Annotated in this window: 19 protein-coding genes; 6 read left to right on the top strand and 13 right to left on the bottom strand. The window is 66.3% G+C overall.

Translation table 11 applies throughout. The annotated features are described in order from the left end of the window. Positions 1–272 precede the first annotated feature (272 nt). Positions 273–2927, top strand: a complete 2655-nt coding sequence (gene cckA / locus E8M01_RS01205; protein ID WP_136958443.1) for a cell cycle histidine kinase CckA — start codon at positions 273–275, stop codon at positions 2925–2927. Positions 2928–2997: 70 nt separating this feature from the next. Here cckA and E8M01_RS01200 read toward each other — a convergent pair whose 3' ends face one another. The 3 genes from E8M01_RS01200 to E8M01_RS01190 form a co-directional block, all read right to left on the bottom strand. Further along, a complete protein-coding gene (locus E8M01_RS01200) occupies positions 2998–3318 on the bottom strand; it encodes a hypothetical protein (RefSeq protein WP_136958442.1) in 321 nt (106 codons plus the stop codon). 65 nt (positions 3319–3383) lie between these two features. After that, positions 3384–3947: a hypothetical protein gene (locus tag E8M01_RS01195; RefSeq protein WP_136958441.1), complete on the bottom strand. Its 564-nt coding sequence runs from the start codon at positions 3945–3947 to the stop codon at positions 3384–3386. 150 nt (positions 3948–4097) lie between these two features. Further along, positions 4098–5093, bottom strand: coding sequence for an aldo/keto reductase (locus E8M01_RS01190; RefSeq protein WP_136958440.1), 996 nt, complete (start codon positions 5091–5093; stop codon positions 4098–4100). Positions 5094–5220: 127 nt separating this feature from the next. Here E8M01_RS01190 and E8M01_RS01185 point away from each other — a divergent pair, with 127 nt between their 5' ends. Continuing rightward, the gene (locus E8M01_RS01185) at positions 5221–6120 is read left to right on the top strand and encodes a LysR family transcriptional regulator (RefSeq protein ID WP_136958439.1); all 900 of its coding nucleotides are present in this window, start codon (positions 5221–5223) and stop codon (positions 6118–6120) included. A 151-nt stretch (positions 6121–6271) separates the two neighbouring features. Here the strand turns inward: E8M01_RS01185 and E8M01_RS01180 are convergent, their stop codons facing one another. The 8 genes from E8M01_RS01180 to E8M01_RS01145 all read right to left on the bottom strand — a co-directional run bounded on the left by E8M01_RS01180 (position 6272) and on the right by E8M01_RS01145 (position 16174). Then, the gene (locus tag E8M01_RS01180) at positions 6272–7900 is read right to left on the bottom strand and encodes a fumarate hydratase (protein ID WP_136958438.1); all 1629 of its coding nucleotides are present in this window, start codon (positions 7898–7900) and stop codon (positions 6272–6274) included. Positions 7901–7983: 83 nt separating this feature from the next. After that, a complete protein-coding gene (locus tag E8M01_RS01175) occupies positions 7984–8910 on the bottom strand; it encodes a 2-hydroxyacid dehydrogenase (RefSeq protein ID WP_136958437.1) in 927 nt (308 codons plus the stop codon). 226 nt (positions 8911–9136) lie between these two features. Then, positions 9137–10465: an NAD(P)/FAD-dependent oxidoreductase gene (locus E8M01_RS01170; RefSeq protein WP_136958436.1), complete on the bottom strand. Its 1329-nt coding sequence runs from the start codon at positions 10463–10465 to the stop codon at positions 9137–9139. A 51-nt stretch (positions 10466–10516) separates the two neighbouring features. After that, positions 10517–11584: an ABC transporter ATP-binding protein gene (locus E8M01_RS01165; RefSeq protein WP_136958435.1), complete on the bottom strand. Its 1068-nt coding sequence runs from the start codon at positions 11582–11584 to the stop codon at positions 10517–10519. Further along, positions 11581–12633: an ABC transporter ATP-binding protein gene (locus E8M01_RS01160; protein ID WP_136958434.1), complete on the bottom strand. Its 1053-nt coding sequence runs from the start codon at positions 12631–12633 to the stop codon at positions 11581–11583. Before E8M01_RS01160 ends, E8M01_RS01165 begins: the two co-directional genes overlap by 4 nt. Further along, positions 12630–13505 (bottom strand): ABC transporter permease, encoded by an 876-nt coding sequence (locus tag E8M01_RS01155; protein WP_136958433.1) that lies wholly within the window; start codon positions 13503–13505, stop codon positions 12630–12632. Before E8M01_RS01155 ends, E8M01_RS01160 begins: the two co-directional genes overlap by 4 nt. Before the next feature lie 23 nt (positions 13506–13528). Continuing rightward, positions 13529–14479 carry an ABC transporter permease gene (locus E8M01_RS01150; protein WP_136958432.1) on the bottom strand — a complete coding sequence of 317 codons (951 nt, stop codon included), beginning with the start codon at positions 14477–14479 and terminating at the stop codon, positions 13529–13531. Positions 14480–14506: 27 nt separating this feature from the next. After that, positions 14507–16174 carry a peptide ABC transporter substrate-binding protein gene (locus tag E8M01_RS01145; RefSeq protein WP_136958431.1) on the bottom strand — a complete coding sequence of 556 codons (1668 nt, stop codon included), beginning with the start codon at positions 16172–16174 and terminating at the stop codon, positions 14507–14509. A gap of 250 nt (positions 16175–16424) precedes the next feature. Between E8M01_RS01145 and E8M01_RS01140 the strand changes: the two genes are divergently transcribed. Together E8M01_RS01140 and E8M01_RS01135 are read left to right on the top strand one after the other, a co-directional pair. Then, positions 16425–17063: a helix-turn-helix domain-containing protein gene (locus tag E8M01_RS01140; protein ID WP_136958430.1), complete on the top strand. Its 639-nt coding sequence runs from the start codon at positions 16425–16427 to the stop codon at positions 17061–17063. Between the two features lie 445 nt (positions 17064–17508). Beyond that, positions 17509–17760, top strand: a complete 252-nt coding sequence (locus tag E8M01_RS01135) for a hypothetical protein (RefSeq protein ID WP_136958429.1) — start codon at positions 17509–17511, stop codon at positions 17758–17760. 165 nt (positions 17761–17925) lie between these two features. On the opposite strand, the gene E8M01_RS01130 is transcribed toward E8M01_RS01135, so the two are convergent. Beyond that, positions 17926–19317 (bottom strand): DNA-processing protein DprA, encoded by a 1392-nt coding sequence (locus E8M01_RS01130; RefSeq protein ID WP_136958428.1) that lies wholly within the window; start codon positions 19315–19317, stop codon positions 17926–17928. Beyond that, positions 19314–21542, bottom strand: coding sequence for a RecQ family ATP-dependent DNA helicase (locus tag E8M01_RS01125; protein WP_246088554.1), 2229 nt, complete (start codon positions 21540–21542; stop codon positions 19314–19316). Before E8M01_RS01125 ends, E8M01_RS01130 begins: the two co-directional genes overlap by 4 nt. Positions 21543–21718: 176 nt before the next feature. Here E8M01_RS01125 and E8M01_RS01120 point away from each other — a divergent pair, with 176 nt between their 5' ends. Continuing rightward, entirely contained in the window at positions 21719–22900 is a 1182-nt protein-coding gene (locus E8M01_RS01120; protein ID WP_136958427.1) for a GGDEF domain-containing protein, read from the top strand. 176 nt (positions 22901–23076) lie between these two features. Next, complete coding sequence (locus E8M01_RS01115; protein ID WP_170181717.1) at positions 23077–24252, top strand: GGDEF domain-containing protein; 1176 nt, start codon at positions 23077–23079, stop codon at positions 24250–24252. Positions 24253–24504 lie beyond the last annotated feature (252 nt).

Raw genomic sequence — 24504 nt, 5'->3', positions numbered from 1 at the left:
CGGCACTGCCCATGGCGGCGCGTGGCGGGCGCCTTTCGCGCAATCAAGCGCCGGGGCGATACCAGTCGTCGCCGGCGCGACAGGCCAACAGCGCCGATATAGGAACGCGGGCGGCGGCCCGACAGGCTTGCGGTTGCAGCCCCGCCCCGCGTTCGCGGCCAAAGTTTGGACGCGGTGCTCTTGCTAGTTCGACCGGGAACCTGCACCACTACGCTCAGATCAGGGGCTTGCCCGGATTCTCTCTCTTGGCTCCCAGAACGGCACGTTACGCCATGGCTATCGCCGAAAAGAGTGCTCGCCCGAAGGCGGGTACCACATCGCAGAAAGCGACCGTTCCGCGCGCGGTCGACCGTGCCGATCGATCCGGTTCGACCACGATGGTACTGGCCGTGGCGCTGGTCCTGGTCGGCGCCGCGCTGTTCTTCCTGGCGATCGGACGGGAGAATGCCTATCCCTATGTCATCGGTCTCCTGGCGCTGCTGTCGGTCGTCGGGGTGTTCGCGCTGTTTGCTTATGCGGCCGGCATCCTGCGTTTCGCGACCGAGGAAAGCCGCAACGATTTCACCAAGTCGATGGTCGACAGCACGCCCGATGCGGCCGTCGTCACCGAGCCGTCCGGCCGGGTGCTCTACGCCAATCCGAGCTATCTGGAACTGACCGGCGCCAGCGGCGAGCATGACGTGCGCGGCGTCGAACGCGCCTTCTCGAGCGCGCCGGATGTTTCCGAGGCGATCTACCGGCTGTCGCAGGCGGCCCGCGAAGGCCGCCGCCACCAGGAGGAGGTGCGCCAGCCCGACGCCGAGAGCGCCCGCTGGTTCCGCCTGCGCGTCCGCCCGCTGGTCCGCGACGGGCTGCCGGCGCCGCGCGGCATGAACAAGGCGACCGTCTGGACGGTGGAGGACATCACCCGCGACCGGCAAAACGCCGAGAGCGCCTTCGAAACCCTGCAGAAGGCCATCGATTTCCTCGATCACGCGCCCGCCGGCTTCTTCTCGATGGAGCCGAACGGCGAGATCGCCTATATGAACGCCACGCTTGCCGGCTGGCTCGATCATGATCTGGCCGAGGTCGGGCCGGGCGGCCTGGCGCTGGCCGATATCCTGGCGGCCGATGGCGCGGCCCTGCTCAGGACGGTGACGCCGGCGCCGGGCGAGGTGCGCACCGCCACATTCGATCTCGACCTTAAGAAGCGCGGCGGCGAGGCCCTGCCGGTCCGGCTCCTGCACAAGGTGGCTTTCTCGGGCGACGGCACCGCCGGTTCGTCGCGCACCCTGGTGATCCACCGCGGCCGCGGCAGCGATACCGGCGACAGCCTGCGCGCCGCGGAGGTGCGCTTCGCACGCTTCTTCAACAATTCGCCTCTGGGCATCTCGACCGTCGACAAGGCGGGCCATGTCGGCCGGTCCAACCCGATCTTCGCCAGACTGTCGGCCGAATTGCTGCCGGCCGGCGAGGTCGGGCCGCGGTCGATCCTGTCGCTGGTCAAGGACAGTTCCCGGCCGGGCCTGTCGCAGGCGATCGGCGAGGCGGCCGAGGGGCGTGGCGACCTGGTGCCGGTCGACGGCGCGCTACAGGGCGATGCCAACCGTTTCGCCCGTTTTTTCGTGGCTCCGGTCGACGATCCCGACCAGCCGGGCGAGGCGGCGATCGTCTATGCGGTGGAGACCACCGAGCTCAGGCAATTGCAGGAGCAGTTCGCCCAGTCGCAGAAGATGAACGCGGTCGGCCAGCTCGCCGGCGGCGTGGCGCATGACTTCAACAACGTGCTGCAGGCGATCATCGGCCATGCCGACCTGCTGCTGATGAACCACAAGCCGGCCGATCCGTCGTTCAACGACATCACCCAGATCAAGCAGAACGCCAACCGGGCGGCCAGCCTGGTGCGCCAGCTCCTGGCCTTCTCGCGCAAGCAGACGCTGCGGCCGCAGGTGGTGCAGCTCGGCGACGTGCTGTCGGACCTGTCCATGCTGCTGCGCCGCTCGCTCGGCGAGCGGGTTGGCCTCGACATGGTGCATGGCCGCGATCTCTGGCCGATCCGCGCCGATGTCACCCAGCTCGAGCAGGTGATCCTCAATCTGGCGGTCAATGCCCGCGACGCCATGCCCGATGGCGGCAAGCTGACGATCAAGACCTTGAACGTGCCGGCCGCCGAGATCCGCCGCTACGACAGCAAGGATCACCCGGTGGAAGTGCCGGCGACCGATTGCGTGCTGATCGAGGTGGCCGACACCGGCACCGGCATTCCCGAGGAGATCGTCCAGAAGATCTTCGACCCGTTCTTCTCGACCAAGGATGTCGGCAAGGGCACCGGGCTCGGCCTGTCGACCGTCTACGGCATCGTCAAGCAGTCGGGCGGCTATATCTTCGTCGATACCGCGGTCGGCAAGGGCACGACGTTCCGCATCTTCCTGCCGCGCCATGTCGCGGAGGCCGAGGATGCGCCGTCCGCCATCGCCGCCGCCCCGCCGGCCGCCATGCTGGTGGCCGGCAAGATCGAGGCGCCGGCCAAGGATGCCGCCCCGCTGCCGCGGACCCCGGCGCCGCCGCGCGACGACACCGGCGCCGGCACCATCCTGCTGGTCGAGGACGAGGATGCGGTCCGGGCCTTTGCCTCGCGCGCGCTCGCCTCGCGCGGCTATACGGTGCTCGAGGCGGCCTCCGGCGTCGAGGCGCTGGAGGTGATGGCAGGCGCCGGCGGATCGGTCGATCTTGTCGTCTCCGACGTGGTCATGCCGGAAATGAACGGACCGACCTTGCTGGTCGAATTGCGCAAGGCCAATCCCGACCTGAAGGTGATCTTCGTCTCCGGTTATGCCGAGGACGCCTTCAAGAAGGACCTGCCCGAGGGCTCCCATTTCACCTTCCTGCCCAAGCCGTTCTCGCTCAAGCAGCTGATCGAGGCGGTGAAGGAACAGATCAAGGCGTGACGGCGAGAGCTCGTCGGCTCTTTGCAGATCGGCTTGGCCGCCCTTCGAGAGCCGGTCCAATGCGACTGGCTTATGGACAGTTCCGCGCGATGACCTCGCGCCAGTCGGTGATCGAGCCGACCATTTGCCCGACATTTTCAGCCCGCGCCCGGCCGGTGCTGCAACGCTCGTGGACCGACGCCGCCTGGGTCAAGGCGCGCAGGTGATCGCGGATGACGTTGCAGCGCTGGCTCATCGGCAGGTCGCGCGTTTCGTTGAGCCGGATCAGAGCGTGGCGGAGCCGGGTGTCGGTCGCCGAGAGATCGCGGGCGCAGAATGCCTCGGACGGCGAGGCCGCGGCCAGGCCCGGCATGACGGCGGCCAGGACGAACGCCAGCGTTTTCAAATGCATGTGCGGGTTTTCAACTGTTTGCGCAGCGTTTCGGATCCAGCAGTTTCACGGTCCAAGCGGCCGGATCAGCGGCAGCTCGACGACACCACGCCGCGCCATTCGGCGGCGGTCTGGCGGATCAGGTTCACCTTGGTCCGGCGCTCCAGGCCCGCGGTGCAGCGGTCGGTCGCGGCGGCGGCGCGCGACAGCGACGCCAGGTGATCACGCAAGGCGGCGCATTGCAGGCTCATGTCCTGCTCGTCCAGCGCCTCGAACCTGGCGAGCGTGGCGTTCATCTCGGCTTCGACCACAACCAGCTCGTCATGGCACGGGCGCGCCGCGAGCGGCATGGACTGCAGCGATGCGGTCTGGGCGGTGGCCGGCGGGGCGGTGACGTCAACGGCTTCGGTGTTGCGCGGAATGAGCGGCTGCGGCGCGGTCTCAGTCATCGTCTGGCTCTGCAGCAAAGACGAGGGCAAGGCGGCGATCTGCAGCGTGCCGCCCTGGGCCGCGACCGGCCAGGCGGTGAGCACCATGGCGAAGAACGCGATAATGGTCGCGAAAACCAGCGAGCTGGCGATCAGCGCCAGGGTCTGGGCATCGGCGGAAGCGGGCTTTGCTGCGGCAAAAGTGGCGTTCGACCTGGGCATGGCGTGTCCCTCTGGCATGACTGGCACAATTGCCGGCCGCTGTTTCGCCAGGATTGCGAGACAGCCGTTGCTCTGTTTCCTGGAGGTTACAGGGCAGCGGCTGCCACCGTTTACGCACTTACCTGTTTACGCACTCAGGCCTCCAACGGTTCACCGGCCGACAAGTTCCAGGGCGGCGTCGGTGTAACGCTTGCCGGCGATCGCTTCGGCCGGCATCGCCTCGGCGATGGCCTGAAGCGTCGCCGGGCTGAGCGTGACCTCGGCGGCGGCGGCGTTCTGCTCGAGATGGGCGATGCGGCGCGCGCCCGGGATCGGCACGATGGTGTCGCCCTGATGCAGCACCCAGGCCAGCGCCAATTGGGCGGCGGTGATGCCGAGCCCGCCGGCGAGCCCGTTCAACCGATCGACGAGCACGAGGTTGCGTTCGAGATTGCCGTCCTGGAAGCGCGGCAGGCCGCGGCGGAAGTCGTCATCGCCGAGCGCCGCGCGGTCGCGGATGGCCCCGGTCAGAAAGCCGCGTCCGAGCGGGCTGAAGGGCACGAGGCCGATGCCGAGTTCGCGGCAGACCGGCAGTACCTCGTCTTCCGGCTCGCGGCTCCACAGCGAATACTCGTTCTGGACCGCGGCGATCGGATGGACGGCATGGGCGCGCCGGATGGTCGCGGGGCCGGCCTCCGACAGGCCGAGCGCCCGCACCTTGCCTTCACGCACCAGGTCCGCCATGGCGCCGACGGTGTCCTCGATCGGTACGGTGGGATCGACGCGGTGCTGGTAATAGAGGTCGATGACCTCGATGCCGAGCCGCTTCAGCGAGGCCTCGGCGACGGCCTTGACGTGTTCAGGCCGGCTGTCGACGCCAACCATGCGGGCGGGGCCGGTGCCTTCGTCGGCGATCCTGAAGCCGAACTTGGTGGCGATGACCACCTGATCACGCACGGGGCCGAGCGCCTTGCCGACCAGGATCTCATTGTCGAAGGGGCCATAGACCTCGGCGGTGTCGAACAAAGTGACGCCGAGGTCGACGGCGCGGCGCAGCGTCGCGATGGCGTCCTTCTCGTCCTGTCCGCCATAAGCGAAACTCATGCCCATGCAGCCGAGGCCAACGGACGACACGGAAAGTTCGGATCCAAGCTTGCGCTGTTTCATGGTGATTCACTCCGGGTGGTTGGCTCGCCAGCCCGGGATGGGGCCGGCTTGCGACCAGGAGATAGACAGTTGAGCTGATCGTTATAATTGGCCTTGGAATGCACGGGCTGTTCGATATTGTTCACCAATGGCCCGCACCGACCTTGCCGCCCTGACCGTCTTTGCCAGCGTCGCCGCCAACAGCAGCTTCCGCGGCGCGGCGACCGCGCTCGGCGTGTCGCCTTCCGCCGTCAGCCATGCGGTCAGTGGCCTGGAGGCCGAGCTCGGCGTCAGGCTTTTGGCGCGCACCACCCGCAGCGTGGCGCTGACCGAGGCCGGCGCCCGGCTGGTCGCGCGGCTTGCGCCCGCGCTCGAGGAGATCGAGGCGGCGCTCGAGGATACGGTCGCCACCGGCGGCCGCCCGGCCGGGCGGCTCAAGCTGACGGTGCCGCTGCAGGCAGCCGAACTGCTGATCGCGCCGCAGACCACACGTTTCGCCGAAGCCTATCCGGATATCACGCTGGAGCTCCTGGTCCAGGACGGTTTCGTCGACCTGGTCACGGCAGGGTTCGATGCCGGTCTCCGGCTCGGTGAAAGCCTGGAACAGGACATGATCGCGGTTCGGATCGGGCCGGACATGCGCATGGCGGCGGTGGCGAGCCCGGCCTATTTCGCCCGCTTCCCTCGGCCGCAACATCCGGCCGACCTCCGCCAGCACGTCTGCATCGGCCGCCGCTTCACCGGCGGCGGGCTCTATCGCTGGGAGTTCGAAAAGGACGGCCAGCCGCTCGAGATCGCCGTCGACGGCCGGCTGGTGTTCAACGAGGGCCGGCTGATCAGCGCAGCCGCGCTGGCCGGTGCCGGCCTTGCCTATGTCATGGAGGCGATGGTCGCCGAGGAGATCGCATCGGGCCGGCTGGTGCGGGTGCTCGACGACTGGTGCCCGCCATTTCCGGGCTTTTTTCTCTATTACCCGTCACGTCGCCAGATGCGCCCGGCATTGAGGGCCTTCATCGATTTTTTCACGAGAGGGGCGAATAGCGAATAGCGAATAGCGAGTGGCGAATAGCGAGTGGGGAATGGCGAATGGCCGGGGCCGCGCATAAACCCTCGCCCGCGTCTTCGCGGGAGAGGGCTTACGCGCACTGCGCTTTTCGCACCTTCTCCACTCGCCACTCGCTATTCGCCACTCCCCCACTTCACCCCAGATTCAGTTCCTTGAAGAAGTCATTGCCCTTGTCGTCGATGACGATGAAGGCGGGGAAATCCTCGACCTCGATCTTCCAGATCGCCTCCATGCCGAGCTCGGGATATTCGAGCACCTCGACCTTCTTGATGCAGTCTTGCGCAAGGCGCGCCGCCGGGCCGCCGATGGAGCCGAGATAGAAGCCGCCATGCTTGGCGCAGGCCTCGCGCACGTCGCGCGAGCGGTTGCCCTTGGCGAGCATGACCATGGAGCCGCCGGCGGCCTGGAACTGGTCGACGAAGCCGTCCATGCGGCCAGCTGTGGTCGGGCCGAACGAGCCGGAGGCGAAACCCTTCGGGGTCTTGGCAGGGCCGGCGTAATAGACCGGGTGATCCCTGAGATATTGCGGCATGGGTTCGCCGGCATCGAGCCGCTCGCGGATCTTGGCGTGCGCCATGTCGCGGGCGACGATCATCGGGCCGGTCAGCGAGACGCGGGTCTTGATCGGGTGTTTCGACAAGGTCTCCAGGACCTCCGACATCGGCCGGGTCAGGTCGATGCGCACGACCTCGCCGCCGAGCGCCTCGGTGTCGATCTCGGGCAGATATTTCGCCGGATTGTGTTCCAGCTCCTCGACGAAGACGCCGTCGCGGGTGATCTTGCCCATGGCCTGGCGGTCGGCCGAGCAGGATACCGCAATGGCGATCGGCAGAGAGGCGCCATGGCGCGGCATGCGGATGACGCGCACGTCGTGGCAGAAATATTTGCCGCCGAACTGGGCGCCGACCCCCATGGCCTGGGTCAGCCCATGGATTTCCGCTTCCATGCCGATATCGCGGAAGGCATGGGCGAATTCCGAACCCGTGGTCGGCAGGCCGTCGAGATAACGGGCCGACGCCAGCTTGGCGGTCTTCATCGTGTGTTCGGCCGACAGGCCGCCAATGACGATGGCGAGGTGATAGGGCGGGCAGGCGGCGGTGCCCAGCGTCAGGATCTTCTCGTGCAGGAACTTGACCATGCGGTCATGGGTGAGGATCGAGGGCGGCGCCTGGAACAGGAAGCTCTTGTTGGCCGAGCCGCCGCCCTTGGCCATGAACAGGAACTTGTAGGCGTCGTCGCCCTCGGCATAGATCTCGATCTGCGCCGGCAGGTTGTTCCGGGTGTTCCGCTCTTCGAACATCGAGATCGGCGCGAGCTGCGAATAGCGCAGGTTCTTCTTCTCATAGGCATCGAGCACGCCCTGGCCGACGGCCGCCTCGTCCTCGCCTAAAGTCCAGATGCGCCGGCCCTTCTTGCCCATGATGATGGCGGTGCCGGTGTCCTGGCACATGGGCAGCACGCCGCCGGCGGCGATATTGGCGTTCTTCAGCAGGTCGTAAGCGACAAATTTGTCGTTGGAGGTCGATTCCGGATCGTCGATGATCTTGACCAGCTGGGCGAGGTGGCCCGGGCGCAACAGATGGTTGATGTCGATGAAGGCGGTTTCCGACAGCAGCCGGATCGCCTCGCGATCGACCACCACGACCTCTTCGCCCAGCACCTTTTCGACCCGCACGCCCTCGGCGGTCAGCTTGCGATAGGGCGTTTCGTCCTTGCCGAGCGGAAACAGCGAATAGGAGCCGGCGGTGAGCGGAGCGTTCATGGTGAGATCCTCGGTCGATGCGGGCTACATAAGCCATCGGCGAGGTCTTTTGAAGCGGTTCTAAGGTGTGAGCCTCGGCTGCCTCAGTAGCCGCTGGCCCTGTCGACCAGGCCGGGCATGGGCTGGCCGGCCTGGTGGCGGGTTATGGTGTCGAGGACAAAATCGACCGCCGTCTCGGGGCGGGTCATGCTGGCGATATGCGGGGTCAGCAGGATCTTCGGATGGGTCCAGAAGCCGTGGCCTTGCGGCAGCGGCTCGAGTTCGGTGACATCGAGCACCGCCGCCGAGAGCTGGCCGGAGGCGAGCGCCGCCAGCAGATCGGCTTCGACGAGATGGCCGCCGCGGCCGCAATTGACCAGGGCCGCACCGGCAGGCAGCGCCGAAAACAGCCTGGCGTTCAGGATGCCGCGGGTGGCCTCCGTCAAGGGCAGCAGGCAAACCAGGATATCGACCTGGCCGAGGAAGGCGTCGAGCTCGGTTTCGCCGGTGTAGCAGGCGACGCCGTCGATGGCGCGCGGCGAGCGGTTCCAGCCTGACAGCGGAAAGCCGAAGGCCCTGAGCTTGTCGAGCGCCGCCTGGCCGAGCTGGCCGAGCCCCATGATGCCGACCCGGCGGCTGGCGGCCGAACGGACCTGGATCTCCTGCCAGACCTGGCGCTTCTGCTGGTCGATGAAGGGCACGAGGTCGCGGTGCAGGCCGAGCACGGCGAGCGTGACGTATTCGGCCATGCTTTCGGCAATGCCGGGTTCGAGCATGCGGATCACCGGCAGGGCCGGCGGCAGCAACGAGAAGTCGAACTGGTCGACGCCGGCGCCAACCGAGAACACCAGCTCCAGATTGGGGAAGGTCTCCATGATCCGCTCCGGCGGCTGCCAGGCGGCGAGATAGCGGATGGCCGCGGGGTCGCCGACATCGGGCCAGACCCGGAAGGCCATGCCGGGGGCGCGTTCGGCGAAGAGTTTCGCCCAGACCGCGCCGCGCGCGGCATTGGCCTTGTAGAGGACGGTCATGGCTGTGCTTCCGGTCGGGAGTTCAAAGAGGTATGAGCTTCTGTTCGCTTGGAAGGTGATGTTGCAGTCCGGTCAGTCGTCCTTCGAGGCTCGCAAGAGCTCGCACCTCAGCATGAGGAGAGTGGAGATTGGCATCAGGGGCGGTGCCGGATGCGCCGCAGCCGTCACGCTTCATGAGCAACGTTGATGCAGCTCACCCAACCTCCTCATCCTGCAATCAAGTCCTTTAAAACAGCCCCACCGGCGCCAGCGGCCGGCCGTCGATCAGGCGCTTGTAGTCATAGGCGCTGGCATCGACATAAGGCGTGTCGCCGGCGACGATGTCGGCGGCGAGCCGGCCAGCGCCCGGACCGATGCCGAAGCCATGGCCCGAGAAGCCGGTGGCGAGCGTCAGGCCCGGCAGCTTTTCGACGCCTGAGATGACCGGCACGGTGTCGGGGGTCGAATCGATGGTGCCGCCCCAGGCCTCGGCAATGGTGATGCCGGCGAGCGCCGGATTGGAGGCGACGAAACCGGCCAGCGCGGTCTCGACCAGTTGCATGTCGGGCGCCGGATCGCGCACGCGCTCGGCCTCGAAGGGCGAGGGCTTGTCGAAGCTCCACTTGCTGTCGCGCGTCAGCTGCTCGAAGAAGGCCGCGCCGAAGCGCAGCTTCAGGCCCTTGCGGCGCTCCAGGAAGGTCGGCCAGAAGGCTTTGGCATAACGCAGGATATCGGGCGTCAGCTGCACCGTGCCGCGGCCGCGCAGCGCCAGGGTGAAGCCGCCGTCGAGCCGCCGGCGGACGCAATAATCCGTGGTGCCGAGCGCACCCATGGTGATCTCGGGCGCCGGTGTGGTGCGGCAGGCGGTGGCATCGACCAGGCCGATCGGCAGGTCGATGCCGTGGCGGCGGCAGAACAGCGACGACCAGGCGCCGCCGGCAAGCAGCACGGACCGGGTGCGGATGCGGCCCTTTTCGGTGACGACGGCGCTGACCCGGCCGCCCTCGGTTTCCATGCCGCGGGCGGCGCAGTCCTGGTGCAAGGTGACGCCGTGCTTGCGGGCGGCGGCGGCCAGCGCCGGCACCGCCATGGACGGTTCGGCGCGGCCGTCGCTCGGCGTGTAGAGCCCGGCGGTCCATTTTTCGGTATTGCCCGGCAGCTTGGCGTTGATCTCGGCCGGCGTCAGCACGGTCGAATGGACCTGCTCGTCGCGGGCGATCGCCGCCCAGCGCTCCCAGGCGGCGGCTTCCGCCGGATCCTTGGTCATGAACAGCACGCCGGTGCGGCGGAAGCCGGCATCCTGGCCGGCATCGGCCTGCATGTCGTCCCACAGCCTCAGCGCCTCGCGCGCCAGCGGGATTTCGGCACGCGCCCGACCCTGCTGGCGGCACCAGCCCCAGTTGCGGCTCGACTGCTCGGCGCCGACATGGCCCTTCTCGACGAGGGCGACCGAATGGCCCTTCTTGGCCAGATGGTAGGCGGCGGAGACGCCAATGACGCCGCCGCCGATGACCACCACGTCGGCAGCCTCCGGCAGGCGCTCGTCGCTGGCGATGCGGTTAAGGGGCGGGGACATGGGGTGCACTCCTGAATGCGCTCAGCGTTGCTTCGGTCATCATGCCGGCGGTCAGGCCGGGACGTCGACGGCGGAACCGGAAACCGAGGCCTGCAAGACGATGTCGTCACGGATGCAGGCGGAGAAATGGCCGGGCGTGACCTGGCGCAACGGCGGCACCGCCACCGCGCAGGCGTCTTGGGCATAACGGCAGCGGGTGCGGAAGGCGCAGCCGGACGGCGGGTCGAGCGGGCTCGGGATATCGCCGGTCAGGATGATCCGGCCACGCCGGATCTCGGGATCGGGAATGGGGGCCGCCGAGAACAAGGCCTCGGTATAGGGATGGCGCGGCGCCTCGAACAGGATGCGGGTCGGCGCGATCTCGACCAGACGGCCGAGATACATCACCGCGATACGGTCGGAGATATGGCCGACCACCGCCAGGTCGTGGGCGATGAACAGGATGGTCAGGCCGAACATCTCCTTCAGCTCCAGGAGCAGGTTGACCACCTGCGCCTGGATCGAGACGTCGAGCGCCGAGACCGGCTCGTCGGCGACCAAGAGGCTCGGCCTGAGGATCAGCGCGCGGGCGATGCCGACCCGCTGGCGCTGGCCGCCCGACAGTTCATGCGGGTGGCGCTCGGCGAAATGGGCGGAAAGGCCAACCAGTTGCAGCGTCTCGGCGACCTTGGCCGCGCGCTCGTCACGGCTGAAGCCGCCGTGGATGGCGAGCGGGGCTGCCACGATCTCGCCAATGGTCATGCGCGGATTGAGCGAGGCGAAGGGGTCCTGGAACACCAGCTGCATGCGCCGGCGCAGCGGCCGGAGCTGACGGCGCGACATATGGGTGATGTCGGTGCCTTCGAAATCGATCTTGCCGCCGGTCGGTTCGGTCAGCCGCAGCACGGTGCGGCCGACGGTCGTCTTGCCCGAACCGGACTCGCCGACCAAGCTCAGGACCTCGCCCGGGCGCATGGTGAAGGAGACGTCGTCGACGGCCTTGACCTGGCGTGCGCCGCGGCCGAACAGGCCGCCGCCGACCGGGAACCATTTCTTGAGGTTGGCGACCTCCAGGATCGGGGTCTGGCCGTTGCCGGCGCGGATCGGATCGTCGCCGCTCAAATTCTTACCGGTGTTCATGACACGGCCTCCGGCGCCAGCTCGCGCCAGCGCAGGCAGCGCACCCGCCGGCTGCCGCCGGCCTCGTCCAGCTCCGGCGTCTCGACATCGCAGCGGCCGTCGACCCGGTCGGAACAACGCGGATGGAAGGCGCAGCCGGAGGGCGGAAAGCGCGGGTCCGGCACGTTGCCGGGAATGGCGGCGAGCGTGCTGGCGCGCCGGCCGGCAAGGTCGAGCCGCGGCACCGAGCGGAGCAGGCCCGAGGTATAGGGCATCAAGGGACGCTTGAACAAAGGCCGGACATCGGCCTGTTCGACCACCCGGCCGGAATACATCACCATGACCCGGTCGGCGATCTCGGCGACCACGCCGAGATTGTGGGTGATGAACATGACCGCCATGCCGGTGGTGTCCTGCAACCGGCGGATCAGGTCGAGGATCTGCGCCTGGATGGTCACGTCGAGCGCGGTGGTCGGCTCGTCGGCGATCAGGATCGAAGGTTCGCCCGACAGCGCCATGGCGATCATGACGCGCTGGCGCATGCCGCCGGAGAGCTGGTGCGGATAGGCCGACAGCCGCTGGCGCGGGGCAGGGATGCCAACCAGGTCGAGCAGGCGGCAGGCCTCGTCTTCCGCCGCGCGGCGGTCCATCGGCCGGTGCAGGCGGACGGCCTCGGTGATCTGGCCGCCAATGGTCTTGACCGGATTGAGCGAGGTCATCGGTTCCTGGAACACCATGGCGATGTCCTTGCCGCGAACCCCACGCATGGCCTCCTCGTTGATGGCCAGGAGATCGCGGGTGGTGCCGTCGGCGCCGGCCAGCCGGATCGCGCCGGTGACCCGGCAGCCCGACGATTTCGGCAGCAGGCCCATGACGGCGAGACTGGTGACGCTCTTGCCCGAGCCGGATTCGCCGACCACGGCCAGCGTTTCGCCACGCTTGAGCGTCAGCGACACGCCCGAGACGGCGGCGAATTCGCCGTGGTCGGTGCGGAAGCGCACCGCGAGGTTGTCGACCTCGAGCAGGGGCTTTTGCGCCGGCGCGGGACTGCGGTCCTGATGCTCGCTCATCGGATGTCCATCCGCGGATCGAGCGCATCGCGCAGGCCATCGCCGATGAAATTGAAGCTGGTCACCGCCAGCGTGATGGCGATGCCCGGCAGGATCGCCAGCCAGGGCGCGCTGGTCAGATAGATCTGCGCGTTGTTCAGCATATTGCCCCAGCTCGCCACCGGCGGCTGGATGCCGTAGCCGAGATAGCTGACATAGGATTCGAGCAGGATCGCCTTGGCGACATTCAACGTCGCGGCGACCACGATCGGCGCCATGGCATTGGGCACCAGTTCGCGGAACATGGTGCGCATGTCGGAAGATCCCATGGCCTCGGCGGCAACAGCGAAATCGCGCTCGCGCAGCGACCGGATCTGGCCCTCGACAATGCGCGCGACGTTCATCCAGGCGGTGGCGGCGATCAGCAATGTGGTGGAGAGCACGCCGGGTTCGATCAGGGCGGCCAGCGCCAGGAGCAGGAAGATCGCCGGGAAGCACAGGACCGCGTCGACGAAACGCATCAGCACCGCGCCGATCCAGCCGCCGTAAAAACCGGCGATGGTGCCGACCACGATGCCGATGGCCATGGCGATCGCCATGGCGACGAAGCCGATGGCGAGCGAGATGCGCCCGCCCATCATCAGGCGCGCCAGGATATCGCGGCCGAGCTCGTCGGTGCCGAGCACATGGGCGCCGGAGAACGGCGGCGCGAAGCGCTGCATGATGTCGATGAAGGTGTCGTCGAACGGCAGCAGCCAGGGCCCGAACACCGAGCCGAGCGCCAGGATGCAAATGGTGACGGCGCCGGCCATGGCGAGCTTGTGCCGGCGGAACCGGCGCCAGGCGGCGCTGCCCGAGGTCGGCGGGGCGAACTGGACGGCCGTGTCGGTCATGTCGGGGGATCCTGCCATGGCTCTCAGCCCACCCGGATGCGCGGATCGACCGCGGCATAGAGCATGTCGGCGAGGAACGAGCCGATCAGCACCATGACGGCCGAAAACATCAGGATGCCCATGACCACCGGATAGTCGCGGTAGGCAATGGAATCGAGGAAGAGGCGGCCCATGCCGGGCCAGGTGAACACCGTCTCGGTGACCAGCGCGCCGCCGAGCAGGGTGGGGAATTGCAGGCCGGCGACCGTGATCATCGGCAACAGTGCGTTGCGCAGCGCATGGCCGGACAGCACGCGCCATTCCGGCAGGCCTTTGGCGCGCGCCGTGCGGATATAGTCCTGGCCAATGACGTCGAGCATGGAGGAGCGCATGAAGCGCGCCCAGATGGCGGTCTCGACCAGGGCCAGCACGATGGCCGGCGCGATCAGGTGGTGGATCAGGTCGAGCAAGGAGGCATCGCCCACCGTGTGGCGATTGCCGGCCGGCAGCCAGCCGAGCTCGACCGAGAAGATATAGATCGCCACCAGGCCGAACCAGAAGGTCGGGATCGACAGGGCGATCATGGCGCCGACGGTGGCGAGCGTGTCGAACAGCGAATAGCGCCTGATGGCACCCAGGATGCCGACCCAGCAGCCGAGCAGGATGGCGATCAGGGTGGCGGTCGCCATCAGCTCGATGGTGGCACCGAGATGCGAGCCGATGACTTTCAGCACCGGTTCGCCGTCGCGGAACGAATTGCCCCAGTCGCCGCGCAGCATGCGCCAGAGCCAGTCGGCATATTGCACCGGCAGCGGCCGGTCGAGGCCGAGCTGGCTGGCGATGCGGTCGAGATCCTCCTGGCTCATCTGCGAGGAGAGCGCGAATTGCGACAGCGGTCCGCCCGGCGCCAGATGCAGGATGGCGAAGCCGATCATCGAGACCAGCAGCAGGAGGACGACCGCCTGTCCCAGGCGCTGAAGCGCGAACTTGGCCATGTCAGGGCTTTCCCGGGGAGCCGGCCGTCAGGCCCAGAACCATTCGCGAATGTTCCAGCAATTGGACGAGCAGTTGATATTGGGGGCAAACCCCTGCAGCCCGTCCTTGATGCCCTCGGAAATCACCGCCTGGAACAAAGGCAGGATGGCCAGATCATTGCGGATGATCTTCTGCATCTCGCCATAGGTGGTCTTGCGCGAGGCCTGGTCGAACTGGGTGGCGCCCTGGGCGAGCAGCCGATCGACGGTCGGATTGCTGTATTGATAGGTGTTGAAGCCGCGGCCACCCTTGGCGGGAATGGCGCCCGAGCCGAAGCGCGGGGTGACGTCGGGATCGCTGCCCAGCATGAAATTGACCGAGACCAGCACCGAATTAAATTTCGACTGCTGCCAGAACTCGCCCCAGATGACGGCGGCCGGCATGTTGTTGATGCGCATGCCGGCGCCGATGGCGCGCCAGTCCTGCATCAGCAATTGCTGGGTCTGCTCGCGCACGGCATTGCCCGAGGTGGTGGAATTGGTGAATTCGAGCTTCACCCCGTCCTTCTCGCGGATGCCGCCGGCGCCGCGCTTCCAGCCGGCGGCGTCGAGCATGGCATTGGCCTTGGCCGGATCATGGGCATGGGCCGGCAATCCTGCCTGGAACGACCAGGCCTGCTGCGGCACGAAGGTTTCGGTCTGCACCGGCAGGCCGTAGTTCAAGGCGTCGATCAGCGCCTTCTTGTTGATGGCGAAATAGAGCGCCTCGCGCACCGTGCGGTCGGCGAGCGCGCCGAATTCCAGGTTCGGCGCGATATGTTCGACGGAAGCCGTCGGCGATACCGTGACCTTGCGGCCGCGCAGGCCTTGGGCCTCCTTGACGAAATTCGGCAGGATGCCCTGGATGCCGGTGTAATCGACCTGGCCGGTGCGGAACTGGGTGTAGAGCACGGTGAGATCGGGGATATATTTGAACACCAGCCGTTCCACGAAGGGGCCGCGCAGGTGATAGCCGGTATGGGCGTTGAGCAGGATGTGGTCGCCGGCGACCCGCGTGCCCCAGCGGAACGGGCCGGTGCCGACAGGCGCGTTGTTGAACGGCGCGGTATTCGGATCGGCGGCCTTTTCCAGGATGTGCTTGGGCACCAGGAAAGTCAGCGCCAGGATCGACAGATAGGGCGAATAGGCGCTCTCCATCCGCCAGTGGATCTCGTCGGGCGCCACCACCTTGATGTCTTTCACCAGGCTGTGGCCGACGCGGTTGCGCACGCGGAAATTCGGGTTGTTGATGAGATCCAGGCTGTATTTGACGTCGTCCGCGGTGAACGGCGTGCCGTCATGCCATTTGACGTCGGTGCGCAGCTTGATCTTCCAGGTCAGGCCGTCGGCCGACAGGCCGCCATTCTCGAGCGAGGGCACCTCCTTCGCCAGGTCCGGCACGAAATGGCCTTGCGGATCGATGTACCAGAGCGGCGAGAACAGGTTCCACCACACCCCCTGGTCGACCTCGATGCCGGGCATCAGCGGATTGAAGACGGTCGGCTCCTGCGACAGGGCCGCGACCACCTGGCCGCGCGGCTTGTCCGGCGGATTGGCCGGCCGGCCTGGCTGCGCCAGCGCCGATGGCGGGGTGGCGAGCCCGGCCGCGGCGCCCGCGCCGATTGCCAAAAGCCCACGCCTGGTCGGTTGACCGAAAGGCCCGAAATCGCTTGCCATGTTCCGCCTCCGTCTGCCGCGCGCACGCTTCCCGCGGCTCACACGGCTCGGCCCGGATGATCCGGGCCGAGATGTGGCCGACGTGATGCGTATCTTCAGCAGTTTTGAATTATGTGATAGTAAGTTCAACATGGCTAAACACCACTGTCAATGCCATCGTGTTCGGACAGGGATGTGCTAGGGGCCATGATCTCAGCGCGTGGCTCGGGCCCGACCCTGTCGGGCGCGGGCCGGCTATCGGGAGGTTTTAATGAGCGTTCGAAGCGCCCGCGGGGGCGCGGCAGTGCCGGGCAAGGATGCCGCTCCGGAGGACGCCGGCGATCAGCGCCTGGGCGAGACCGTCCGGCTGCTGCGCCAGCGCGCCGGCCTGTCGATCCAGGACGTGGCCAAGAGCACGGGCCTGTCCACCGGCATGATCAGCCAGCTCGAACGGGCGCTGGCGACGCCGTCGATCCGCACGCTCAGGCTCCTGTCGATCGCGCTCGCCGTGCCGATCTCCTATTTCTTCGAGCCGCATGCGACCGACGAGACGTCGCGCTACATCGTGCGCAAGAACGACCGGCGGCTGTTGCGACTGACCGCCAGCGGCGTGCTGAAGGAAGCGCTGACGCCGGAGGAAAAGGGCGAGCTGGAGTTTTATGAACTCACCCTCAATCCCGGCGGCTCGTCGGGCACCGATTTCTTCCAGCATACCGGTGAGAAGGCCGGTTATGTGCTGGCCGGCCGGTTGCGCCTCTGGCTCAACCACGAGGCTCACGAGCTCGATGCCGGCGACAGTTTCCGCTTTCCGAGCACCGTGCCGCATATGTTCGACAACCCGTCGCAGACGGTGGCCCGGATCATCTGGGTGACGACCTTGGGCGCGGCGGTGAAACCCGACGCCGGGTGAGTGGGCGAGTGGCGAATAGCGAGTGGGGAATGGAGGGGCGCCAATCGGCTGCCGGCACGCACTCTACGTCATCCGGGCGACTGAGCGAAGCGAAGGAGCGGAAGGGGATCCAGGAGTCGACAGGCGAGGCTATCCGCCGGCGACACGAGGACTGATGAAGCGCCATCGGTTGTCCAAGCCGCCCCTGGCCCCCTTTCGCTCGCTTCGCTCGCCCGGGGGTGACGTCGAGGTTCACGTGTCCCATCGACGATGGAAGCGTCCGTCGCCGCGGCGGTTGTCGAAAAGCGCCTCGATCGCTTGTCGTTTCAACGCGGCGCGCCCTGAACGGCATCGGACCGCGTGCCAGCCTGGGCTCACGTCGACGCCCGGAGCGGTTGATGCCGACAGGGTCGGCTGCTACCCGGTCGGCGCGCAGCTCTCCGCTGCTTCTCCGACAGGGCATGGCATGAAAAAACTCGGGCTTATTCTTGTCGCCTTCGTCATTGGTTTTGGCGGCCTGATCGGCAAGCGTTATTACGATTGGGCGACCAAATCGGAGAGCCCGTTCGACGAGGTCGGCATCGAGCTCAACCGCTACATGCCGGCGCCGATCCAGGCCTGGGGCTGCGAGCAGCTGAGGCTCAGGTTCGAGGGCAAGACCATGCCGCCCTGGGGCTGCAACGACGCGGCCAATCCGAGGCAGTGGCGCCGGTCCTGAGGCAGGGACGCCTGCCGGCCTCGCCGGACATGAGCACGTCGCCGGCGCGGCCGAAATCGCAGATCGTGCGGGAGTTCCTCAAGGTGCTGAACGGGGAGCGCAATCTGACGGGGACGTGAGGCGGGGGCTCATCCAGTTCTGATGCAGCTCGCGCTGCTTTTTTTCTCACCCAAACAGTCGAGACTGTTTCGCAACGTAGATGTTTGGCTTTTGCTTTTCGATGCTTCCTTCGTCGACAAGGCGATTCAGCCATGTCTTGGCTTGGCGGACGGAGACCTCAAGAGCTTCCGCGACCTCCATGTCACTCATAGGAACGACTAGAAGGTCCCGAAGAACTTCACGTGCCACCGCAAATAGAGCATCCGCTGGCCTGATTTCTTTCGAAGCCAGCGCCTTGGAACTGTCCGACTCGGCTCTCGTTTCCGGTGTTTGCACTGGTGGCTCGTCGGCGGGCGGATCTTCTCGGAAAACGCCAACGGACGGCGGATGCTCCGTAGCTTCAGGCACGGAGCGCGGATCAAGCGCAACAGCCTGCGGGGTCTCAGGAGCCAGAGCTGTCGTGCTGTCTTTCGGAAACAAGGAGAGGGCAGACTGTGCTCCACCAAGAGCATTAGGCATCGTCTCCTCAAGGATTGCCTTGAGCGCGCTCACATCTTGAGGGTTTGGCCAAGCGATAGCGCCCATCTTACGCAAGGCATCGATGCCCGTGGAATTCTCTCCGGCTGATCTCACGTAGACGGGAACCATCCGAAGCTTATCCAGCTGCTCGGTCGCCCCGGCCCAGGTACCGCCCTTGTTGACGTCGGAATTTATCACCAGAGCAGCATCAGCAAGCGCATAGATATACTTATTGCGCTGCATCGCGTTGCCGACATTGAATCCGGCACTCGGGTCGTAGGGCGAAATCAGTACCAGTTGGCCATTGATGAGCCTATTGCGATTCTCGCGGTTCATCGCGGCCTTTTCCAGGCTGTCGGCAAGAACGCCGATGGCCCTGCCGCCCTGGTTGAGGGCACCGAGCATTGCCGCTTGATCGACACCCCTGGCTCCGCCGGAAACGAGCGTCGCGTCTGCATCAGCAACTAGTCGGCCGACGCTCGCCGTATAGCCGATCAGCTCGTCATTCACGTTGCGAGATCCGACAACAGCCAGTCCGCCCGTATCCAGCAGACTTATGTCGCCACAACCGTACAGCACGGCTGGCGCGTCTTCTCTCAGTCGAGTCTTCAGGCGCCGAGGATAGTGGGCATCGGCGCGACTTGCGACCCAGATCGCCCTGGTTTGCCAGCGTTCGAAGACCTGACTCAACAAGAACCCTCGAGCCAACAAGTCCTGAAGACGAGCGGGATCGATCACGGGTTGGCAAGCGCCAATTAAGTCCGCGGCATCCAGAGACAACAGATCCGCCGGCTGGCGCTTCATTTCCCAGAGGTGCCGGGCCAGTCGTTTGTACTCGCCGGCAGACAGCAGCTCGGGCGCCGCCCGGCTGCGTCCAGCGATTAACGGTGCTGTCAGCAGCAAGATGGCCTGGGCGTTGGGCGAAAGGGCCTGGGTCATTGGTCGTGTCCCGTTTGCGACAGCGCAATCGGCCAAACCACGCCGCTGCCGTTCTTGCGCAAAAGCCACGCGGACACAGTTAGCGTCCAGCGCGAGTCCACCATATCGTCGATCAGGAGCACCGGACCGTGAGGAACGGGCTGACCGCCAAGAGCGATGGAGCCGTCGATGTTGCGTGCTTGCTGAGTGCTGTTGGCCATCGATTTCTGCTCTGGCCTGTCGTCGCTCTTCGTGAGGACCACATGAAACGGTAGCCCCAGTGCCGCAGCCAAGCGGTTGGCGAAATCCGGCACGAGCTTGGCATGACGCAGCGATGGAACGGAGGTGACCCAGGTGGGAGTGGGTTGAGGGTTCCACTGGCGGAACATGTCGGCACAAGCCGTCACGAGGGCATCGGCAAAGTGGCCATCACGATATTTGCCTTGTCTCACGAGCCCCCCCCAGCCGGCATCACCCCAGATGCACAGGGCCTTGCCCGTCTCGGCCCGCAGGGTCTCCTGAATTCTCCCGGCCAGCTGATATTGCGGCATGCCCCCGGGGGGCCACTGGAGGCGGGGCTCGATCGGTAGATTGGTTCGGCGCAGAAACGCGACAGCTTCCTGAATCAGTGGGGCTTCCACATTCGTTGGCAAGGGGGGCAGGGCAGGCGGGTTGGCAGTATTTGGGTTGCCATCGAGGGCCTCGATGAGAAACCCCATGTGCTTGCCGAAGGGCAGGCTGACGTAGTCGCGCATCTGCTGTTGCTCGTCGCGACGTAGTGCGGTGAGCCGCTCGGCGCGCCGCCAGAACTCCTCGCTCAGCCTTGCGGCTGTGAGTTGCCACTTGCTTGCTTGCCTGGCGATGGGGGAGGGTGCTTCCAGCGAGAGCAGCGCAATCGTCTTTTCGACACGGCCCTTGCTCAAATTGACGCGGCCAAGAAGTTCGGGGACAGACAGCCCGTTGGCCGCTGCGTCGAGCGCCTCAAGCACCTGGCCCACCTCTTCGCGCGTCGGGAAGGCGCTCTGGATGAACCAGTCATTGATCTCGGCCTCTTCTTCGCCGCTCAGCAACACGCCATAGGCGGCGTCGAGCGCGCGTCCGGCACGTCCGACCTGCTGGTAATAGGCGACGACCGAGCCGGGCATCTGATAGTGAATAACGAATGCCAGATCGGGTTTATCATAGCCCATCCCGAGCGCCGTGGTTGCGACCAGAGCCTTCAACTGATTGTTGAGTAGTGCCTGCTCGAGTCCTTCCCGGCGATCGCCTGATTGGCCCGTATAGGCTTCGACGTTGAAGTCTCGCGTCTTCAGCCAGTCGGCAACTTGGTGCGCGTCGCGCACGGTCAACGTGTAGATGATACCGTGGCCCGGAAGGACGCTGAGCTGTTGGGCCAACCAGGCCAAGCGCTCGGCCTGGCTACGCAAGCGTATAGTTTGCAGTGACAGCGACCTGCGGTTCAGATCGCCGCGCGATACCGCCAGCTGCGGTCCTAGTACGGCAGCGAGATCGTCCATCACCCGGTTGTTGGCGGTGGCGGTGGTGGCCAGAAGTCGCAGGTTCGCCGGCAAGGTCCTGACGATACGTTCTAACAAGCGATAATGGGGACGGAAGTCGTGGCCCCAGTCGGAGATGCAATGGGCCTCGTCGATCACCAGGAGCGAGATCCTAGAGGCGATGCCGGCCAGCACCTCGGTGCGGAAGCGCTCATTGGCGAGCCGCTCGGGCGAGATCAGCAGGATATCGATCTCGCCACGACCAAGTTGCGCTTCAACGTCATCCCAATCGGCTGGATTGTCGGAATTGATGGTGGCGGCCCGCACGCCCATGCGCTCAGCGGCGGCGATCTGGTTGCGCATCAGAGCGAGCAAGGGCGAGATCAGCAAAGCCGGGCCGTGGCCAGCCTCGCGCAGCAGTTTGGTGGCGATGAAATAGACGAAGCTCTTGCCCCAGCCGGTTTTCTGCACCACCAACAGGCGCCCCTGACCGTCGACGACGTGGCGAATGGCCACCTCCTGGCCATCGCGGAAGACAGCATCTGACCGTCCCGAGCCGATTTGCAGAAGTTCCAAAGCCCGTGCGGCATCGTATGTCACGCGAATATTCCCTTGGGGGCCGGCGGGCGATTGTCCGGCGTTGGCGTGGTGTTTTGCGCGCCGCCGCCGGTTGGTCGAGTCGTCTGCGGCGAAGATATGCGACGAGACCTTGATAGCGAAATCCAGTGGAAGCGCGAATGTCTCGTCCAAGTAAGGGCGGCGGGCGCCGCGGGGCCCTGCGATGCCGGCATCGGGTTTGATTTACCATAGGTCAGCAAGCGGGCCCGGCCTTAACCAATGATCAGAATGATCCGAACAATTGTGACGATCAAAGCCGGTCGTGCGAGAACCCGTACGGCCGGCCGGACTTGACCGGGAACCCGCCGATGCTGTCGCTCCATTCGACGACGTTGCTGCAATCGCTTGTCGCGGTGACCCTTTGCACCGGCACGCTGCTGCTCATCTCGTCGCGGCAGAACCGCTCGGAAACCTCGCTGTTCTACTGGGGCGTGGCCAATCTCGTGGGATCGGCAGGGCTGGTGCTGCTCGGGCTGCGCGGCGTCGCGTCGGACCGGCTGAGCATCGACGCCGCCAATGCCATGCTGTTCCTCAGCTACATGCTGAACTGGGCGGGCATGCGCCGGTTCTGCAACCGCAGCATCGTGTGGCCATGCATGGCCGCGCCGTCGATCGTCTGGCTGGCGCTCTGCCAATGGCCGGCGTTCTACGCGAGCGTCGAATGGCGTGTCGCGGTCAATTCCGCGATGATGGGGCTGATCGCACTGGCGAGCGCCGGAACCTTGTGGAACCTGAAAGGCGAGCGCCTGGTCTCGCGGTTTCCGGCGGTTGCCTGGCTGATGATCCATGCCTCGATCTTCCTGGTGCGCATTCCCTTCGCGCTGTCGACGCCCGTGCCGCCTGGCCATCAGATCATGGCCTCGCCGTCGATGACGCTGATGTTGTTCGAGGCGCTGTTTCACGCCAGCATCATGTCGTTCCTGCAGCTGTCCATGGCCAAGGACCGGGCCGAGAACCGCTATCGCATGGCGGCCGAGACCGACGTGCTGACCGGCTTGCCCAACCGCCGGGCGTTTTTTGAACGGGCCGAACGGGCGGTCGCCGCGGCGACGGCCGGCGGGCGCCCGGCCGCGGTGCTGGTCATCGACATCGACCGGTTCAAGACGATCAACGATACCTTCGGCCACGCCGGAGGCGACCGCGTGCTGGTGGCGGTCGCGGCGGTGATCCGCGCGCATCTGAGGCCCGACGACGCGTTCGGACGTCTGGGTGGTGAAGAGTTCGGCTGTCTTCTGGCCGATACCTCGCCGACATCCGCTTTCGTCGTCGCCGAGGGCCTGCGGCACCGGATCGCCGGCCTCGATATTCCAGGCGGAAGCGACGGGCGGCCGATCCGGGTCTCCGCCAGCATCGGCGTCTCGGCGCTCGACAGCCGTGCGATCAGCCTGAGCCAATTGCTCGACGAGGCCGATGCCGGGCTCTACGAGGCCAAAAGGCGGGGCCGGGACCGGGTGATGGCCGCCGATGGCGGCCTGCGCCGGGCCAGCTGAGCGGTGCGGCGAGCGCCAGCCGCGGCCCCTGTTCCGGTGCTGCCCCGGCGATTGATTTACCATAGGTCAGGGCGACGCGCCGGCCTTAACCATTGGTCAGAATGATCCGAATGATTGTAGCGATCGAAGGCCGGTCGCATGACAGTCGCGTGGGCGACCCGGCAGGAACCGTGTCGATGCCGCCGCTTGACCCAACGACCTTGCTGCTCGCCCTCGTGGTGGTGACCTTCAGCACCGGCGTGCTTCTGCTGATCTCGTCGCGGCAGGACCGGTCGCAGACCTCGCTCGCCCTGTGGGGCGTCGCCAAGCTCATCGGCGCGATCGCCCTGGCCCTGATCGGGCTGCGCGGCGTCGCCGACCAGAGCCTCACCGTCGATCTCGCCAATGCCTTGCTGCTGCTCGGCCATCTGATCAATTTTGCCGGCGTGCGCCGCTTCTGTCACCGCCCGGTGTCCTGGCCATGGCTGCTGGCCCCCTTGGTGGTCTGGCTGGCGCTGTGCCAATGGCCAGCCTTCCATGCCAGCGTCGAATGGCGGATCGCGGTCAACAGCGCGATCATGGGGCTGATCACGCTCGCCGGCGCCGGCACGTTGTGGAAGCTCAAGGGCGAGCGCCTGGTGTCGCGCTATCCGGCCATCGGCTGGCTGGTGATCCATGCGCTGGCCTTCTTCGTGCGCGTGCCCATCGTGCTGATCATCCCGATGCCCGGCATCAACCAGGTCACCGGGTCGCCAGCCGTGACGCTGATGCTGTTCGAAGCGCTTTTCCATGCGACCATCATGGCGTTCCTGCAGCTCTCCATGGCCAAGGATCGCGCCGAGAACCGCTATCGGACCGCCGCCGAGACCGACGTGCTGACCGGCCTGCCCAATCGCCGGGCCTTTTTCGAACGGGCCGAATGCGGCGTCGCCCATGCGGTCTCGAACGGGCGCCCGGCCGCCGTGCTGGTCATCGACATCGACCGGTTCAAGACGATCAACGATACCTTCGGCCATGCCGGCGGCGACCGCGTGCTGGTGGCGGTCGCCGAGGCGATCCGCGCGCATCTCAGGCCGAGCGACAGGTTCGGCCGTGTCGGCGGCGAGGAGTTCGGCTGCCTCCTGACCGAGACCTCGCAGGCAGCCGCCTTCGTCGTTGCCGAGGGCCTGCGCCACCGGATCGCCAATCTCGACATTCGCAGCGACGGGGCCCCGATCCGGGTCTCCGTCAGCATCGGCGTCTCGGTGATCCAGGGCCGTGCGGTGACCTTGAGCCAGTTGCTCGACGAGGCCGACACCGGGCTTTACGAGGCCAAGCGCTCGGGTCGCGACCGGGTCATCGCCGCCGAGAGCGGGTTTCGCCGCGCGAGCTGAGGCGCCGGCCGATACCATCATCATCGATGGTCTGCGCGACATCACTCGCGCGGGACGTTGCCCGGGGCGGGCGGCGGCCGCCGCTTGCCGCCTGAACGCGTCGTCCTCATGCCATCGAACAGCCTCCGGCAGCCCAGGATGATCGAGCCCCAGGGGCCACCGATATTGGTCGATCGGCCCGACCTCGCCCGACTGTGCGACAAGGCCGTCGTCATGGTGACGTCTGATTGGCGCGCTTGTCGCTTGACATGA

Origin of the sequence: Phreatobacter stygius, from assembly GCF_005144885.1 — a bacterium.
GTDB lineage: Bacteria > Pseudomonadota > Alphaproteobacteria > Rhizobiales > Phreatobacteraceae > Phreatobacter > Phreatobacter stygius.
The sequence above is the reverse complement of the archived record's forward strand: the minus strand, read 5'-3'. Positions and strand labels throughout refer to the sequence as shown.

Bases quoted from the DNA above. Each gene is read 5' to 3' on its own strand.
- cckA (WP_136958443.1), top strand. From the start codon at position 273: ATGGCTATCGCCGAAAAGAGTGCTCGCCCGAAGGCGGGTACCACATCG.
- E8M01_RS01200 (WP_136958442.1), bottom strand. From the start codon at position 3,318: ATGCATTTGAAAACGCTGGCGTTCGTCCTGGCCGCCGTCATGCCGGGC.
- E8M01_RS01195 (WP_136958441.1), bottom strand. From the start codon at position 3,947: ATGCCCAGGTCGAACGCCACTTTTGCCGCAGCAAAGCCCGCTTCCGCC.
- E8M01_RS01190 (WP_136958440.1), bottom strand. From the start codon at position 5,093: ATGAAACAGCGCAAGCTTGGATCCGAACTTTCCGTGTCGTCCGTTGGC.
- E8M01_RS01185 (WP_136958439.1), top strand. From the start codon at position 5,221: ATGGCCCGCACCGACCTTGCCGCCCTGACCGTCTTTGCCAGCGTCGCC.
- E8M01_RS01180 (WP_136958438.1), bottom strand. From the start codon at position 7,900: ATGAACGCTCCGCTCACCGCCGGCTCCTATTCGCTGTTTCCGCTCGGC.
- E8M01_RS01175 (WP_136958437.1), bottom strand. From the start codon at position 8,910: ATGACCGTCCTCTACAAGGCCAATGCCGCGCGCGGCGCGGTCTGGGCG.
- E8M01_RS01170 (WP_136958436.1), bottom strand. From the start codon at position 10,465: ATGTCCCCGCCCCTTAACCGCATCGCCAGCGACGAGCGCCTGCCGGAG.
- E8M01_RS01165 (WP_136958435.1), bottom strand. From the start codon at position 11,584: ATGAACACCGGTAAGAATTTGAGCGGCGACGATCCGATCCGCGCCGGC.
- E8M01_RS01160 (WP_136958434.1), bottom strand. From the start codon at position 12,633: ATGAGCGAGCATCAGGACCGCAGTCCCGCGCCGGCGCAAAAGCCCCTG.
- E8M01_RS01155 (WP_136958433.1), bottom strand. From the start codon at position 13,505: ATGACCGACACGGCCGTCCAGTTCGCCCCGCCGACCTCGGGCAGCGCC.
- E8M01_RS01150 (WP_136958432.1), bottom strand. From the start codon at position 14,479: ATGGCCAAGTTCGCGCTTCAGCGCCTGGGACAGGCGGTCGTCCTCCTG.
- E8M01_RS01145 (WP_136958431.1), bottom strand. From the start codon at position 16,174: ATGGCAAGCGATTTCGGGCCTTTCGGTCAACCGACCAGGCGTGGGCTT.
- E8M01_RS01140 (WP_136958430.1), top strand. From the start codon at position 16,425: ATGAGCGTTCGAAGCGCCCGCGGGGGCGCGGCAGTGCCGGGCAAGGAT.
- E8M01_RS01135 (WP_136958429.1), top strand. From the start codon at position 17,509: ATGAAAAAACTCGGGCTTATTCTTGTCGCCTTCGTCATTGGTTTTGGC.
- E8M01_RS01130 (WP_136958428.1), bottom strand. From the start codon at position 19,317: ATGACCCAGGCCCTTTCGCCCAACGCCCAGGCCATCTTGCTGCTGACA.
- E8M01_RS01120 (WP_136958427.1), top strand. From the start codon at position 21,719: ATGCTGTCGCTCCATTCGACGACGTTGCTGCAATCGCTTGTCGCGGTG.
- E8M01_RS01115 (WP_170181717.1), top strand. From the start codon at position 23,077: ATGCCGCCGCTTGACCCAACGACCTTGCTGCTCGCCCTCGTGGTGGTG.